Raw genomic sequence first — 15,347 nt, 5'->3', positions numbered from 1 at the left:
ATCCGGCAGGAGCTAGGTAGCGGCGCGCTCGTCGATCCGGCAAAGGCCGTTTTTGTTGAGCACCAGGGTGCGGTGCACGTCCTCGTGGGTCCCGGGGAAGCGCAAGGTGGCGTGCACCGGGAGCTCGTAGTTGCGCGGCACGTCGAGGATGACGATGCGTCCCGTTTCGCAGTTGGGGGAGGCGAAGCCGCGTACGGCGTCGTGGAGGCGCGGCAAGAGCGGTGAGAGATCGAGCCGGAAGACCAGGCGAACTTGGGCCGCGCGGCCGCGGCTCTGCAGAGGGCCGGCCACCTCCGATGGCGCCGCCACGAAGCCGCGGTGCGAAAAGCGCAGCACCGTGACATCGAGCATCGACGAGGCCTCGGGGCTCACCGGATCGGGGCGCTGCGCAACGCTCTGGGAGAACGACTCGCGCGCCGCGCCCACCACGGCGCCGCGCCGGCTCGGTCGTAGGGGCAGCACGGCCTGCGCGGGGAGCACGGGCTGCGCGGGCAGGCGGTAGTGCGTCCGCCTTTGGGCGAACATGCTCTGCGCGCGCCCTGCGAGCCAGTTGCGGCCCGCCTCTTTGAGGCGCTCGCGCGAGGCGTAGACGACGGCGGTCACCAAGGCGAACACCAGCACGCCCGAGCCAATGGCCGCCGTTCCGCGGTGCCGCTCCAAGGTGAGCTGCCAAAAGAAGAACCAGAGGTAGGCCAGCATCGCCGCCGCCGCCGAGAACCAGCTGCCCAGCCGATTGAGCACCTCGTAGCTCTCGATCTCGAGGAACAGCACCCGCTCGAAGTGCTTCTTCAACCCGCGAAGCCGGGCCACGAGCCGCTCGAGCTCGAGGGCGTTCGCCGGCTCGGCATAGATGAACTGCGCTTGCCGGCGGTAGGCGATCTCCTCCCGCAGCGCGTCGGAGAGCGCTTCCTCGACGGCGTCGAGCGCGTCGGCCTCGCTCCGTGAACGTTCCAAGAGCGCCCGCTTGGTGTCGGCCAGCGCGCGCGCGCAGTCGGTCAGCACGCTCCAGAGCTGCGCGCTGAGGAACTCGTCGGCCAGGCGCCGTTCCTTGGCGCGTTCGTCGCCGGGATCGCGTTCGTCGCGTTCGTCGCGGGCGGCGCGTTCGTCCGGCGAACTGCGTTCAACGCGGGCGGTGCGTTCGTCCGGCGATCCGCGTTCGTCGCGGGCGGCGCGTTCGTCCGGCGAACTGCGTTCGTCGCGGGCATCGCGGGCGGGCGCCGCGCGCAGGAGGCTGGAGCGCGCTTGGGCGAGCGCGCCGCGGCCGGCCGCGATCCAGAGGACCAATGCGTGCACATGGTCGGCGTCGGGGAGGTTCGAGGATTGAACCAAGGTGCAGTGCCGGGCGAAACCGCTGCGCGCGCGGGCCAGCTTGAAGGAGACGCCGATGATCTCGCGGCGGAAGGCCTCCGGCGTTCCAGGTGGGCTCTTGGTACCTCTCTCGTTCTTGGCGCCTCGTTCGCTTTCGCCATCGAGGCGCGCGTACGACTGCAGCCCGGCCCAGGGATCGAACGAGCCGACCACGTTGGTGGGCACTTCGAGCTCCACCGTGAGCTCGTAGGCGAGGCGGCCGCTCTCCAGCACCGGCACCGACACGTTCCACGCGAGCCGCGAGGCATCGTGAACCGCGATGTAAACGCGCTCCTCGGCGAACTCGTCGAGCAAGGTCTCCGGCGCTGCGTTTGCCGCGAGCGCGAGGGGCTCCATGGGCGTGACCATTTCGGGCGCAAGCTTAACACTCCTGTCGGAGCTTCGTTCCACACTGCTAGGATCGCGGCGCCCGCCGATCCAGGCGGATGACTTCGTACCAGGAGGCCGTACCCATGCGTCGTCTCACCATCGTCAGCGCGATTGCCCTCTCGCTCGTGCTCGCCGCTGGCGCCGGCTATGCCGCCGCCGCCAAGCAGTATCAGTACACGGGGACCGTGACCGAGGTCGGTTCCGGAACCATCTCGGTCGACAAGGGCGGAGAGATTTGGCAGTTCTCCACCGAGGGGTCCAAGGATCTGAAGGCGAAAAAAGGAGACAAGGTCACCGTCTACTACAAGATGGTGGTGCAAAAGATCGACACGAAATAGGGCACAACACGCCGAGCTTGCCGGCCGATACGGTCTGCATGCCCCGCCGTGCGCCCACGCGAATCATCGAGACCATCGTGCGTCCCATCGATGCCTTCGCGCGCGCGGAGGGCGGCCGCCTCCTCAAGGCCGACCCCACCCCGGGCACCATCCGAATCGTGGAGTTCGTGCCCCAACGCGAGCTGCGCGCCGAGCGGTGGCCGTCGCTCTACTGGCTGGTCACCGCGCTCACCACCGAAGACCACACCGACTTTGAGCTGCTCCACCATACTTTGCGGGCCGGCGATCGGGTGGCCATGGGCATCGTTCCCGAAGCAAAACCCGGCGCGCGCGGCGTTTTGCTCGTTCCCATCCACGAGGGCTTCGCGCTTCACGCGGTCGCAGGGCCTCCCGACCATGCGACCGGGCCTTTCGAACGCCTCTTTTCGCAGCGCTGCATGACCTTGCTCGTCGACGATTGGCCCGCCCGCATCGCCAGCCGCATCACTCCGCAAGCGCCCGCCCGCATCGTGCGGTCATCCCATGGGGGTACCGACACCGACATCATGAGCCATCCCCAACCGAGCTCGCACCCTGCGGGCAGCCCGCCCCCATCGTCCATGTCCTCCATCTCGCCCACGCCGGCCATGCTCGCCACATTCGACGCGCAGATGCGCCGTCACGCCAAGCCGAATCATCCCGGCACCCGCGCCGAGGAGCGCGCGGGGCGCATCGTTCGTTGGGTGAACGCGGAGCTCGATCGCGAGTGCGCCGTTCTCTGGTCCGATCTCGACGCCGCCAACGCCGACGCCCTCATCGCCGAACAGGTGCACGACTTTGCCAAGCTCGGTCGATCGTTCGAGTGGAAGTACCACGGCCACGACCAGCCCGCGGATTTGCCCCAGCGCCTGCAGGCCGCGGGCTTCGACGCGGGGGAGCCCGAGTCGGTCATGGTGGCCCAAGTCTCCGAGCTCGCGACCGATGGGATCGTGCCGGACGGCGTGCGCCTCGTGCCCGCGACCGACGCGGCGAGCATCGCCCTGCTCGCGTCGCTGCACGATGACGTGTTCGGCCCGCGCCCCGGCTTTGGCGAAGCGCTGCTCGCGCAAATGACGGCCGCACCCCACAGCGTGGTGCCGGTGATGGTGCTCGCGGAGCATCGCCCGGTGTCCGCCGCGCGCATCGAGTTTCACGACGGCGCGGAGTTCGCCAGCTTGTGGGGCGGCGGCACCCTCCCCCAATGGCGCGGGCGCGGCCTGTACCGCGCCCTGATCGCCTACCGCGCACGCCTCGCGGCAGAGCGGGGCGTGCGGTATCTGCATGTCGATGCGTCCCCCGAGAGCCGCCCCATTCTGGAGCGGCTCGGGTTCATCCGGCTCACCACGACGATTCCATTCTCGAAGCCGTGATTCAGCGCGCCAGCCGAATCGGCTGCCACGACTCGAAATCGGCGCGTCAGCCAAATCGGCGCCACGGCTCGAGATCGCCGCGCCGATTCGAAAATCGGCGCGCCGGGCCGGACGCGATCACGCCATCACGGATCGATGGTCGCCTTGTACTTGGGCTGATTCTTCTCGATGGTCATGACCACCGCCGATTTGACGGCGTCGTGCTTGCCGTCGATGGTGATGGTGCCCGTCGCGCCCTTGTAGTCCTTGGTCTGCTCCAGCGCCTCGCGGATGGACGGGCCGGTGAGATCCTTGGCGCGCTCCATGGCGGCGAAGGCGATGTTGGCGGCGTCGTAGCCCAGAACGGCGAATGCGTCCGGCGCCACGCCGTAGGTGGTCTTGTACTTGGCGATGTAGTCCTGAACGATGGGCGAAGGATCCTCGGGGCTGTAGTGGTTCGAGAAGTACGAACCGTCGAGCGCGCCCTTGGCCACGTCGTAGAGCTTGGGCGAGTCCCACCCGTCGCCGCCCAAGAGCGGCAGCTTCATGCCGAGCTCGCGCGCCTGGCGCGCGATGAGCGCGACTTCTGTGTAGTATGCAGGGATATAGATGGCCTCGGCGTTCTTCGACTTCAGGGCCGTGAGCTGCGCCTTGAAGTCCTGATCGCCCACCTTGAAGCTCACCTCGCCAACGACTTGCCCACCGAGCTCGGTGAATTTGGCCGTAAAGTACTTCGAGAGGCCAACCGAGTAGTCGTTGCCCATATCGCGCAAAATGGCGACCTTGGTGAGCTTCAAGTTGTCGTGCGCGAACTTGGCCATCACCGTCCCTTGGAAGGGATCGATGAAGCAGACGCGAAAGACGTAGGGGCGCGTTTTATCGCCGTCTTGGGTGACCTTGGGATTGGTCGAGGTCGCCGTAATCATCGGGATCTTGTTCAAATCCGCGATGGGGGCCACGGCGAGCGAACGGCTGGACGACTCCTCACCGAGCAGAAGACTGACCTTGTCTTGGGTGATGAGCCGGGTCGCGACCACGGAGGCCTCGTCCGCCTTGCCCTGATCGTCGAGCGACCTCAGCTCGATCTTTTTTCCTTTGATACCGTTTTTCTTATTTTGCTCGGCGACTGCAATCTTGAACGCGTTGTCGGTGGACGTGCCGAAGGTCGCGTCGCCACCGGTGAGTGCGCCAACGTGACCAATGACGATGGTATCGCTCGTCGCCGTCGCTGCTGCTGCGCTCGCTGCAGTCGATTCTCCAGCCGGTTTGCTCTCCGTGGCCGTCTTCTCCCGACAGCCCATTGCAGCAAACGCCCAAACCGCAATTACCAATGCACGTGCACTGCCCATCGCCACCTTGCCATTCCCCGCCAATTGAAACTAGAGACGCCCAGTTGGGTGCTTTAGGGTCGCCGCACATGCGTTGTCAACCGCGGCCAATCGCGCCGCCGCGAGGACCGCGCGGAGTTGATCGCAAAACCATCGCAGCGCGGGATCGCCCTCGAAGCGTGCGTGCCATACCAGGGCGAGATCGAAGCGTGGCGAGTCGAAGGGAAGCGGGCTTACCGCCAGGCGAAACGCCTTGGCGTAGCGGCACGCCGTGAGCGAGGGAACATTCGCCAGCATGGGCGCGCGCTTCAAGAGAAACGGCAAGGTCGCGAAGCGCGCGACGGCCGCGGCCACCGTCCGCGATTTGCCGAGCTCGGCGAGTCGATCGTCGATGGCCCCGCGCAGCACGCCGGTGAACGAGACGAGGAGATGCGGCACCGCGAGGTAGCGATCCATGCCGAGGGGCGCGCCTTCGGGGATCTGCTTCGGATCGAAGATGGCGAGGAAGCCATCGGAGTAGAGGGTCTCGCTGCGGTAGCGGCCCTCGAACCGCGGCGCCATCGGGCGCGTGGGCGTCATGGCCACGTCGGCGTCGCCCGTGTCGAGCAGCTCGGTGGCCACGCGGAAGTCGCTGGGCCGCACGATGAGCTTCATGCCCGGCGCCTTGCGCTGCAGGACGGCCATGAGGCGCGGTAAGAGCACGGCGTCGAGATCGTCGGGGCACGCGAGGCGGATGGTGCGCTCGGCGCGCGCCGGATCGAACGGTGGCGGGGTGAGTACGACCTCGTGGAGCGAACGAAGGAGAGGGCCGAGCCGCTCGTACAGCTCCACGGCGCGCGGGGTGGGCTCCATCGCCTCACGGCCGCGCACCAAGAGCTCATCGTGAAAGACCTCGCGCAAGCGGCCGAGCGCCATGCTCACGGCCGAAGGGCCGATGTAGAGGCACGAGGCCGCGCGCCGCACGCTGCGCTCGCGCATGAGCGCCGCGAAGACCACGAGGAGGTTCAGGTCGACACGCCTCAGATCAATTTCGTTGATCTCGTTCATCACTGTGTTCAATTTGTACGCTCCTGGCGGCCAAGCTAGTTTTCTTTCCGATGCGAATCGGAATCATCGGGAGCGGCAACATGGGGAGGACGTTGGGCCTCCTCTGGGCGGCCGCCGGGCACGAAGTGTTCTTCGGCGCGCGTAATTTGGAAGATGCCCAGGCGGCCGCCGCGCGCTCCTCGCGGAGCGTGGGTCATGGCTCGAACGACGAGGCGGCGAGCTTCGGCGAGGTCGCGCTCTGGACGGTGCGCGACGTGAACGCCAGCGAGGTGCTGAACCGCCCCACGGCGCTCGACGGCAAGATCGTGATCGATCCCAACAACGGCCCCTTGCCGGCCGACTTCACCTTGGGCCCCGGGCCGGGCCTCCTCTCGCACGCGGAGCGGCTGGCCGTGGAGCTGCCGCGGGCGCGCGTGATCAAGGCCTTCAATACGGCGGCGCAGGAGATTTTCAATCATTCACCGCCGACGCTTCGCGCCCACCGCGTCTCCGCGTTTCTGGCGGGAGACGACGTTGGCGCCAAGCGCGTGGTCGCCAAGCTGGCCGAGGACATGGGGCTGGTGCCGGTGGACGCCGGCCCGCTCCGCGCGGCGGGCATGCTGGAGGGGCTCGGCGATTTCATTCGCTACATGATGGGTGTCGACCACCGCGGGCCTTACACCACCATCTCCGTCGAGGTGCTCCCTGCCGCCTCATCGCGCTTCGGCGGCCGCACGGCGACCCGTTTGAAGTAGTGCGTGTGCGGACTGCGCGCGCGTCTATTGCGTTTGCTGCGTGCCGAGGACCGAGGGGAGCGGGCACGATTCGCGCCCCGTCTTCTCGTCGTATTGTTGGTGGTAGTCCTCGGCGCGCCAGAAGGCGCCCATGGGCGCAATTTGGGTGACGATGGGCTTTTTCGTCGTGCGCTGCGCGTCGGCCAGCGCGGCGCGCGCGTCGCGCTCTTGCGCCGCCGAGAAGGTGAAAATGGCGCTTCGGTACTGGCTCCCCACGTCCGGCCCTTGCCGGTTCTTGGTGGTCGGATCGTGCGAGCGAAAGAAGACGCCGAGCAACTTCGCATAGGTCACTTGCGACGGATCGAACTCCACCAACACCGTCTCGGCGTGCCCGGTGGTGTGCGAGCTCACGTCTTCATACGTGGGCGACGCGGTCGTTCCGCCCGTGTAGCCCACGGCGGTGGCCACCACGCCGGGCACGTGTCGAAACGTGTTCTCCGAGCCCCAGAAACACCCCTCCGCAAAGGCGGCGAGCTCGTGCCCCTTTGCAGGGGTGAGCGGCGCACCGCGCGCAATGGTCACCACATTGCCCGGATTGGCGCCGACGTTGGTCTTCGCCACCGTCGCCGATGTCGTTTGCGCAGGCGCGGGCTGAACGGAGCCTGCACGACAACCGGAGCCCACTGCCATCGAAATTCCCAACCACGCTACCGACCGAATCGCCGAGATCATGACCCGATTACGCGCAAGCGCACGCCCGGTTTCGCGTGCGCGCCGCTTTCCGGTCTGTTGTTCGGCCGGCTCGTGCGTCGGATCAACCGCGGCGGCGGCGCAGCACCACACCGCCACCCACGACCGCGCGGGCTACCTCTTCGCCATCGCGAAGGGCGGGTGCGGTAGAGGCAGGCTCTTCCTCGTGCGCCGATTCGGATGCATCGAGGGAGCCGGGCGAGCCCGATGAATCGGACGCTTCGGACGAAGAACCTCCATCTTCGGACGGCAGAGCGGGGACCTCCACCAGGCGCGACGTTACACCCGATCGAACGCGGCGCAGGCGGCGGAGCGGGGCCTCGGGCGCAGGTTCTTCGAGGGCCGCGACCTCCGCCAACACCACCGAAGGATCGGTGATGACGAAGGCCGCTTCGTCCTTTGCCGTCAGGAGATCGTCGTCATCGGAGAACGTCGTAAACCCATTTGCGAGGTGCTCCGACTCTCTCTTGCGGGCCGACGAGCGCTCGGTGCGTCGCGACGCAGGGCGGGCCTTCGGCCGCGAAGGCGCGCGCGCCGGACGGGCCTCGCGGACCTCGCGCGACTCGCTCGCGTCGACCAAGTCGATGGAGCGGAAGACGCCGGGGGCGGAGGACAGCACGTCGTCGAGCGCGGCAAGGGCGCATTCGCGAACGGCTTTCAGAAGAGCATCGACGAATTCGGTCTCGAGTCGCGCGACCGTGTCGGCGAAGGAAATAGAACGAGGCTTCACGGGCGCAAGGGTTTACGTTGTCGCGCGCGCGGCGTCGAGCGGTTCCGTGGCCCCAACGACATTTTTGTTCAGTGCGCGGGATCCGCTCGAACAGGCGCCACGCGCGCACGGCCGCCGAGGGCGTGGCAAAACCCTGACGCGGCGCGCCCACATGGGCTTATGCCCGTACGGTCTGGAGATGGCTCGGGGTGCGTCAACCGCCTTTCGAGGCGCGATCGTGCGGCTCGAGCAGGTCGAGCGCAGGGCCCACCGGCACGATTCCCGTAGGGTTGATGTTCCGGTGGCTTCCATAATAGTGCCCCTTGATGTGGTCGAAGCGCACGGTCTCGGCCACACCCGGCCACTGGTACAAATCACGTGTGTAGGCCCAGAGGTTCGGATAATCCAGCAGGCGCCGAAGGTTGCACTTGAAGTGACCGTGGTAAACGGCGTCGAACCGCACCAAGGTGGTGAATAGGCGAAAATCCGCCTCGGTGGGGCGCGCCCCCACGAGAAAGCGCGCGCGGCCGAGGCGCTCCTCCAGCCAATCCAAGGTCTCGAACAGCGGCACCACCGCCGATTCGTACGCCTCCTGCGAGGTGGCAAACCCCGCCTTGTACACGCCGTCGTTCACCGTGTCGTAGATCCGCGCATTGATGCGATCGATCTCCGCGCGGAGCGGCTCGGGAAAGAAATCCTCGCGATTGGCGCCGACCCCATCGAACGCACGGTTGAACATGCGCAAGATATCCGCCGATTCATTGTTGACGATGGTTCCCCGTTTTTTATCCCAGAGCACGGGCACGGTGACCTTACCGCTGCACGCGGGATCGGCGCGCGTGTAGAGCTCGCGCAAAAAACGCACGCCGTTCACGGTGTCGGGGATCACCCCATCGGCTGGATCGAAATGCCACCCATCCTCCCCCAGAAACCAATGCACGACCGAGAGCCCCACCAGGCCCTCGAGCCCCTTCAAAACACGGAGGATCAAGGCCCGGCTCGCCCATGGGCAGGCGTACGAGACATAAAGATGGTAGCGCCCCGCCTCGGCCGGAAATCCCGCCTCGCCGGTGGGACCGGCCGCGCCATCGGGTGTCACCCAATGCCGGAATTGCGTTTGCGGGCGCGCGAAGCGACCGTCCTTGGTGGTGCGCGCGTAGTGTGTATGCCACGCGCCATCGATGAGCAGGCCCATGATCGCACCATAGCGCAAAAGCGCTATCCGCCACCCCTCACCCGATTGGAATCGAAATGTTGCTTGGCGCGGCCTGGCGCGATGATGCCATGAACCGACTCGGCGAGCCGAGCAGGCCATCGGCGGGCGCGCTCGCTGCACGCCGGGCGCCGTTCGCTGCACTGCCCTGGCCGCTCGCGGGACGCGATCGTTAGAACGAATCCATGCGGCGTTCGCGTGCCACGTGGCTGTGGATGATGCTGGGCTGGGCGGCGCTCGCCTTGCTCAAGCTTCTGGAGGTGCAGATGTACCTCCATGCACCGCTGTGGCGGGTGGCGCTGGCCGAGCTGCCGGCGCGGGGCCTGTGGATCCTCGGGACCCCCTTTATTTTCGCCTGGAGCGAGCGCTATCGGCTCCAGCGCCCGCTGCACCTGCGCGCGGCCCTGGCGCATCTTGCTGCCTTGGCAACGATTCACTTCACCTTCGTCGTCCTCTGGACGGCGACGAATCGGTGGGTGGCCGTGCGCCCCGTTCCGCGCGCGTTCGAGCCGGATCTCTTCAGCTGGATGCCCATGTCGATCCTTTGTTATGGCCTGACGGCGGCGGTGGCCACCGCGTGGCGCCTCGGACAGGAGTCGGCGGAGCGGGCGAAACGGGAGAGCGAGCTCTCGGCGGCGCTCGATCGGGCCCAGCTCTCGGCGCTTCGAGCGCAGCTCCACCCGCACTTCCTCTTCAACGCGCTCAACACGGCGGTGGCGCTCAACCGCGATGGCCAGGCCGCGGAGGCGACGCGGGTGCTCCTGCTCCTGTCGGACATTCTGCGGCAGGTGCTCTCGCGCTCCGAGCAGCAGACGGTGGCCTTGCGCGACGAGATCGCGTTCCTCGAGCGCTACCTGGAGCTGCAGCGCATTCGATTCGGAGAGCGGCTCTTGGTGCACTGGGAAATCGACGCGGCCACCCGCGACGTGCAGGTGCCGCATTTCGTCCTTCAGCCGCTGGTGGAAAATGCCATTCGGCATGGCCTGGCGCGAAAACAAGGCGCGGGCGAGGTGTTGGTGCGCGCCCGCATCCAGTCGAACGTGCTCGAGCTCTGCGTGATGGACGATGGGGTGGGCCCCGGCGCCGCGGCCAAGCCGGCCGTCCAGGGCGGCGTGGGGTTGAGCAACACGCGGGCCCGCCTCGTCCGCCTTTACGGCGAGCAGGCCTCCGCGACTTTGTCACCCCGCGCCACCGGGGGCGCAGAGGCCTGTGTCCGCATTCCGCTGGGCGCGAGCTCGGGCTCGGGCGCGAGCTCGGGCTCGGGCTCGGCCGAGGCATCCCCTGCCCTCGCGGCGCCGGCGGCATCGGCGCCCTCGGTGACCTCGGCTACACCCCTTTGATCACGAGCTTGCCGACGTAGTTGCCGCTCCGCAGCTGCGCGATGGCCTCGGCGGCCTTTTCGAACGGGTAGGTGCGGTCGATGATCGGGTGGATGCGATGGCGCACGAGCGCGCTGTTCAAGTCCTCGAACCAGTCGCGGGGGCCCACGAAGATGCCCTGGATGCGGGCGTTCTTCATCAGGAGCGGCAGGATGTCCACCTGCGCCGCGAAGCCGGAGAGGAAGCCGATGACGCTCACCTGCCCGTCCACGCGCAGGGCGTTCACCGAGCGTCCGAGCTCCGCGCCGCTCACATCGACCACGACGTCGACCCCGCGGCCGTCCGTCAGCTCGAGCGCGCGCTGATCCCACGCCGGCGTCTTCTTGTAGTTGATGCCCTCGTGCGCGCCGATCTCGCGCGCCCGGGCGAGCTTCTCGTCGCTGCTGGACGTGACGATGACCCGCGCGCCGGCCGCGCGCGCGAGCTGGATGGCGAAGGTGGCCACGCCGCCCGTGCCTTGCACGAGCACGGTGTCGCCGGACCGCACCGGGTGCTCGCCGAAGAGCGCGTGCCATGCGGTGACGCCCGCGATGGGCAAGGTGGAGGCCTCTTCGAACGACAGGTGCTCCGGGATGTGGACGATGCGCTCCTGGTCGAAGACGGCGTACTCGGCGAGCGCGCCCTGGGTGGGAGGGCGTCCCAGGCCGAGCACATAGAGACCGCCGGGGGTGGCGTCGAACATGTTGGTCGTGGTGGGGCGGCCACCGAGCCAGCTCGCGAAGGTCCACGTCACCCGATCGCCCACCTTGGCGCGCGTCACACCCTCGCCCACGGCCGCGACCTCGCCGGCGCCGTCGGCGACGGGGATCAAAGGCAGCGGGTGGTCCGGGTTGGCGTTGCCCTCGACGAAGGTGAGATCGCGGTAATTGAGCGACGCCGCGCGCACGCGGACCAGCACCTCTCCGCGGCGCGGCTTCGGGGTCTCGCGCTCCACGATCTTGAGCGCGTCGAATCCGAATTTGCCGTCGATGATCCAAGCTTTCATGAGTTCCTCCGAGCAGTGTGTTCTGCGGGAGACGTTAGATTCGTACCTTCGCGGCAGTAGAGCCGCGCTTGGAATGTCACTCGTGATAAAAAGGAATGAATCATGAGCGCGCTGGCAGGGATCGAGTTCTTCACGACCACGGTGGAAGCCGGCAGCTTCGCGTCGGCGGCGCGCCGCTTGGGGGTCACTGCGTCGGCCGTGAGCCGCCGGGTCGCGCAGCTCGAACGCGAGCTCGGGGTGTCCCTTCTGGCGCGCACCACGCGCTCGCTCAGCCTCACCAACGACGGGCGCGCGTTCTACGAGCGGTGCGTGCGCATCCTGGAGGAGCTGCGCGAGGCGCACGACGCCATCGCGCGGGCGAGCAAGAAGCCGTCGGGGCTCTTGCGCGTGGACGCGGCGCTCTCGCCCGGCCGAAACATGCTGGTGCCGCGGCTGCCGGAGTTTCTCGATCGCTATCCGGAGATCAAGCTGGCGCTCACCTTGCGCGATCAGTTCGTGGACGCGGCGGCCGAGGGCATCGACGTGCTGCTCCGCATCGGCCCCCTCACCGATTCATCCTTGATCGCGCGCCACCTCGGCGACGCCCGCGTCTACGTCTGCGGGTCGCCGGCGTACCTGAAGAAGCGCGGGCGCCCCAAGACGCCCTTGGATCTGGCGAAGCACGACTGCCTCGGCTACTTGCGCGAGGGGCGGCCCGACGCGTGGCGCTTCCAGACCGAGGGGGGCATCATCGCCGTGGACATCGCGGGGCCGTACCACGCCAACGACGCCGCGACCTTGTGCGACGGGGCCATCGCCGGCAAGGGGCTGATCGCCCTCTTCGAGTACACGGTGGACGAGGCGCTGGCGAAGGGGCAGTTGGTGCGGGTGCTCGAAGAGCATACGCTGCCCTCGTGGCCCGTTCACGCGCTCTATCCGAAGAACCGGCACCTGTTGCCGAAGGTGCGCGTCTTCATCGACTTCCTCGCAACCCTGTTTCGAAAGGCGCCGAGGACGGAACCGCGTCGCGCTGCGCGACGGTAATTGCAAGAACAATCGCAAATAAGAGCAGCGCATACTTGACCGTGCCCGCGCCGCGGATGTCCCGCCACCATTCCGTTCGTATCGGCATTGTGCGCAAGGACTATCAAGTCCAATGCCAAGGTGCCGTCGGGGCCGCGTCCTCGAATCCAGGGCGAATCGAGGACGAACGGCCGGTTGTTCGTGTACCAAAAGCGCCGTCGATCCGGTACAGGTCCGGACCGTGTGTACCGCGTTGGTACATTTCGCGGTCCGGGGATCCATGGTCCAAGGGGCGACCGGTCCTGCGCTTCCTCAGCGCGTGAAGGTGACGCGCTCCTCGTGGGTCGCGGCGCGATCCTCGCTCGTCGCATTCACCCATCGCATTCACGCGTCGCGTTCACCCATCGCATTCACGCGTCGCGTTCACCCATCGCATTCACGCGTCGCATTCACCCATCGCATTCACCCATCGCATTCACGCGTCGCGTTCACCCATCGCATTCACGCGTCGCGTTCACTCGTCACGTTCACGCAGCGCCCCCGCTAATCGCGACCAAATGCCTTGGGCGGATTGTCTTGGTAGCGACCTTCGAACGCGGCGGGCTCGCGGCGGATGCGAAGGGTCAGCTCGCGCGCATACCGCTCGTCGTCCAGGGCGCGCTGGTATTCGTCGGGGCGAAGGGTGACGCGGCGGGCGAAGAGGGCGCTGGTTCCGCAGAGGACGTCGATGAAGCGCTCGCCGCCGTCCCCTTCGAGGAGTGTGTATTCCCAATCGACGGATCGTACGGCTTTCATGGTCTCCCCCGGGTTTATCAATTGATGGGCGTGACCGTGATATCCGTGCTCGGCACCGGGTTGGTCACGATTTCAGGGATACCACCGCTGGTATATCCGCCAGGGATAAAGTGCTCGTTGGCCCCCGATTCGCGCCCGGTGGGCAGCCGCGCCCCATGGTTGAGCGGGGCCGGCACATCGATTCGGATGATCTTCGTGCCGGGCGGAAAATTCGTTCCGAGGCGCTGGTTGATGATGTTCACATCGCCGTTCGCGTCGCGGAGGATCTGGTCCACCGTTCCGCGGGTGGTGATGAACAGTCCATCCGGACGCCCCACCGTGGGCTTGCCCTCGATGAACTGTTTGTACGCGCCCTCGGGCACCAAGAAGGATCCGCCATTGCGGAACGTTTCCAGGTGCGCCTTTTCTTGCGCGTCGGTGAGGCCGCTCGGGTTGCCGGTCACCGGGCCCGTGGTCGGACCCGTACCACCGGTGCCCGTGCCGCCCGTCCCCGTACCACCGGTGCCCCCCGTACCGCCGGTGCCGCCCGTACCACCGGTGCCGCCCTTGCCGGTGCCGGGATCGGCGCTGCCGGTTCCTCCGGTCCCCCCGGTGCCGCTGCTCGGCCCACCCGAGCCCGGGTTGGCGCCGCCGGTTCCTCCGGCGCCGGTGCCCGTGCCGCCCATGAGAACCGCGGTGGTCGTCGTGGAGGTCTTTTGCGTCGCAAGGCCGAGGGCTCGGAAGCCGAGCACCACCACCAACACGATTCCAACGAGGAGCAGCGCATACTCGGCCGTCGTGACGCCGCGGCGATCCCGAACGAGACGGGTCCAGCCGCCGGCCGCCTTCGCGGCGAGGGAATGACGTTTCAAGTCCATGCCGCGCGATGAGCAATCCGCGTGCCTCGAGCGTTATGCCCCGATTGCGTCCAATCAGCGCCAAATTGGCATCATTTTCTGCACATTGCGCGCCGATCGGCCCTCTCCGGCTTGGACGTGTCCCAGCTCATGAACCCGCGCCTCTCCAGGCAAATGGTCTTCTCACTACGCCGCGCCGCGCGCCGCGATCCACGCGCCGCCCGTAATGAGCACGCACGCCGCCCCCAAACTCCACGAGAGGCTCGCCGCGCCAAACGCCACCAGAACGAAGGTGGAGAGAAGAGGCGTCGCATACGACAAAACGCCGAGCAGCGGCAGATCGCCCTGCTTCGTCCCATGATCCCACAGGAGGAACGCCGCACCCACGGGCCCTGCACCAAGCGCCAGCACCGCCATCGCCTCGCGCCCCGTCGGCACCACGGTGGTCTCAATCGCACCATGAACGATGCCCCCGAGGACGGCGGTGACGAGGCAGGCCCCCGCCACGAAGTCGACGGGCACCTTATCGAGCCGGCGATTCAGCAGCGAATAGCCCGACCATGTGAAGGCACACGCGAGCGCCGCCGCATAGCCCGCGACGTACGCCCGATCGAAGCGCATCATCCCCCCGCCCTGCCCGCTGCCCACCAGGAGCACCACGCCGCCCATCCCCAGCGCGGCGCCCGCGAGGCTCGAAAACCGCCTTCGCCCGCGCGGCGAGCCCCCGGACATGAGCACGAGCAGCAGCGGCCAGAGGTACGCGATCAAGCTCACGTGCACGGCTGGCGCTTTGGCGAGGGCGAAGAAATACAGCGCGTGGTACCCGAAGAGTCCTCCCACGCCCACCGCCCACGCCGCCACCGGCTGGCGCAGCGCCGAAAGCACGGAGCGCCCCGACTGCACGATCCGAAAAATTCCAAGCAAGCTGGCGACGCCAAAGGTCAGCGCCAGGAGCTCGAAGGGCGGCAGACGCCGGGCCTGGGTGCTGAGCAGCGCCAGCATCGCCCAAAGCAGGATCGCCAGCGCTCCAATTTGCGTCGCTCGCAAACGCGCCGTCGCATGCGTTGGACCGGCCGCGCGCGCATGCGCCGCCTGCGAGGAAGAAGAAGAAGAGGAAGAAGAAGAAGAATGACGGCGTGTCGGCACAC

General features: G+C 67.3%; 15 protein-coding genes. 5 read left to right on the top strand and 10 right to left on the bottom strand.

The annotated features are described in order from the left end of the window. Positions 1-12: 12 nt before the first annotated feature. A complete protein-coding gene (locus tag LZC94_12400) occupies positions 13-1,716 on the bottom strand; it encodes a hypothetical protein (GenBank protein WXB18047.1) in 1,704 nt (567 codons plus the stop codon). Positions 1,717-1,820: 104 nt separating this feature from the next. Between LZC94_12400 and LZC94_12395 the strand changes: the two genes are divergently transcribed. Both LZC94_12395 and LZC94_12390 read left to right on the top strand, forming a co-directional pair. Further along, positions 1,821-2,075, top strand: coding sequence for a hypothetical protein (locus LZC94_12395; GenBank protein ID WXB18046.1), 255 nt, complete (start codon positions 1,821-1,823; stop codon positions 2,073-2,075). Positions 2,076-2,113: 38 nt separating this feature from the next. After that, complete coding sequence (locus LZC94_12390) at positions 2,114-3,463, top strand: GNAT family N-acetyltransferase (protein ID WXB18045.1); 1,350 nt, start codon at positions 2,114-2,116, stop codon at positions 3,461-3,463. A 125-nt stretch (positions 3,464-3,588) separates the two neighbouring features. On the opposite strand, the gene LZC94_12385 is transcribed toward LZC94_12390, so the two are convergent. After that, positions 3,589-4,743, bottom strand: coding sequence for an ABC transporter substrate-binding protein (locus LZC94_12385; protein WXB18044.1), 1,155 nt, complete (start codon positions 4,741-4,743; stop codon positions 3,589-3,591). A 78-nt stretch (positions 4,744-4,821) separates the two neighbouring features. Further along, complete coding sequence (locus tag LZC94_12380; GenBank protein WXB20183.1) at positions 4,822-5,817, bottom strand: LysR substrate-binding domain-containing protein; 996 nt, start codon at positions 5,815-5,817, stop codon at positions 4,822-4,824. A 50-nt stretch (positions 5,818-5,867) separates the two neighbouring features. Between LZC94_12380 and LZC94_12375 the strand changes: the two genes are divergently transcribed. Continuing rightward, complete coding sequence (locus tag LZC94_12375; protein WXB18043.1) at positions 5,868-6,551, top strand: NAD(P)-binding domain-containing protein; 684 nt, start codon at positions 5,868-5,870, stop codon at positions 6,549-6,551. Between the two features lie 24 nt (positions 6,552-6,575). Here the strand turns inward: LZC94_12375 and msrA are convergent, their stop codons facing one another. The 3 genes from msrA to LZC94_12360 form a co-directional block, all read right to left on the bottom strand. Continuing rightward, positions 6,576-7,220, bottom strand: a complete 645-nt coding sequence (gene msrA, locus LZC94_12370; GenBank protein WXB18042.1) for a peptide-methionine (S)-S-oxide reductase MsrA — start codon at positions 7,218-7,220, stop codon at positions 6,576-6,578. A 124-nt stretch (positions 7,221-7,344) separates the two neighbouring features. Then, entirely contained in the window at positions 7,345-8,010 is a 666-nt protein-coding gene (locus LZC94_12365; GenBank protein WXB18041.1) for a hypothetical protein, read from the bottom strand. 193 nt (positions 8,011-8,203) lie between these two features. Beyond that, the gene (locus LZC94_12360; GenBank protein WXB18040.1) at positions 8,204-9,184 is read right to left on the bottom strand and encodes a glutathione S-transferase family protein; all 981 of its coding nucleotides are present in this window, start codon (positions 9,182-9,184) and stop codon (positions 8,204-8,206) included. Positions 9,185-9,387: 203 nt separating this feature from the next. Between LZC94_12360 and LZC94_12355 the strand changes: the two genes are divergently transcribed. Continuing rightward, positions 9,388-10,542, top strand: a complete 1,155-nt coding sequence (locus LZC94_12355; GenBank protein ID WXB18039.1) for a histidine kinase — start codon at positions 9,388-9,390, stop codon at positions 10,540-10,542. Here the strand turns inward: LZC94_12355 and LZC94_12350 are convergent. Continuing rightward, positions 10,529-11,566 carry an NAD(P)-dependent alcohol dehydrogenase gene (locus tag LZC94_12350; GenBank protein WXB18038.1) on the bottom strand — a complete coding sequence of 346 codons (1,038 nt, stop codon included), beginning with the start codon at positions 11,564-11,566 and terminating at the stop codon, positions 10,529-10,531. The two genes, LZC94_12355 and LZC94_12350, sit on opposite strands and share 14 nt — an antisense overlap. 102 nt (positions 11,567-11,668) lie before the next feature. Between LZC94_12350 and LZC94_12345 the strand changes: the two genes are divergently transcribed. Continuing rightward, positions 11,669-12,589 (top strand): LysR family transcriptional regulator, encoded by a 921-nt coding sequence (locus LZC94_12345; protein WXB18037.1) that lies wholly within the window; start codon positions 11,669-11,671, stop codon positions 12,587-12,589. Positions 12,590-13,111: 522 nt separating this feature from the next. Here LZC94_12345 and LZC94_12340 read toward each other — a convergent pair. The 3 genes from LZC94_12340 to LZC94_12330 all read right to left on the bottom strand — a co-directional run bounded on the left by LZC94_12340 (position 13,112) and on the right by LZC94_12330 (position 15,345). Next, positions 13,112-13,363 (bottom strand): hypothetical protein, encoded by a 252-nt coding sequence (locus LZC94_12340; protein ID WXB18036.1) that lies wholly within the window; start codon positions 13,361-13,363, stop codon positions 13,112-13,114. Between the two features lie 17 nt (positions 13,364-13,380). Beyond that, complete coding sequence (locus LZC94_12335; protein ID WXB18035.1) at positions 13,381-14,214, bottom strand: hypothetical protein; 834 nt, start codon at positions 14,212-14,214, stop codon at positions 13,381-13,383. A gap of 171 nt (positions 14,215-14,385) precedes the next feature. Further along, positions 14,386-15,345, bottom strand: a complete 960-nt coding sequence (locus LZC94_12330; protein ID WXB18034.1) for an EamA family transporter — start codon at positions 15,343-15,345, stop codon at positions 14,386-14,388. Positions 15,346-15,347: the final 2 nt, after the last annotated feature.

It is taken from the genome of Sorangiineae bacterium MSr11954 (assembly GCA_037157815.1).
Classification (GTDB): Bacteria; Myxococcota_A; Polyangia; order Polyangiales; family Polyangiaceae; genus Pendulispora; species Pendulispora albinea.
Note: the sequence above shows the minus strand (reverse complement) of the source record. Positions and strands in the feature narration are given on the sequence as shown.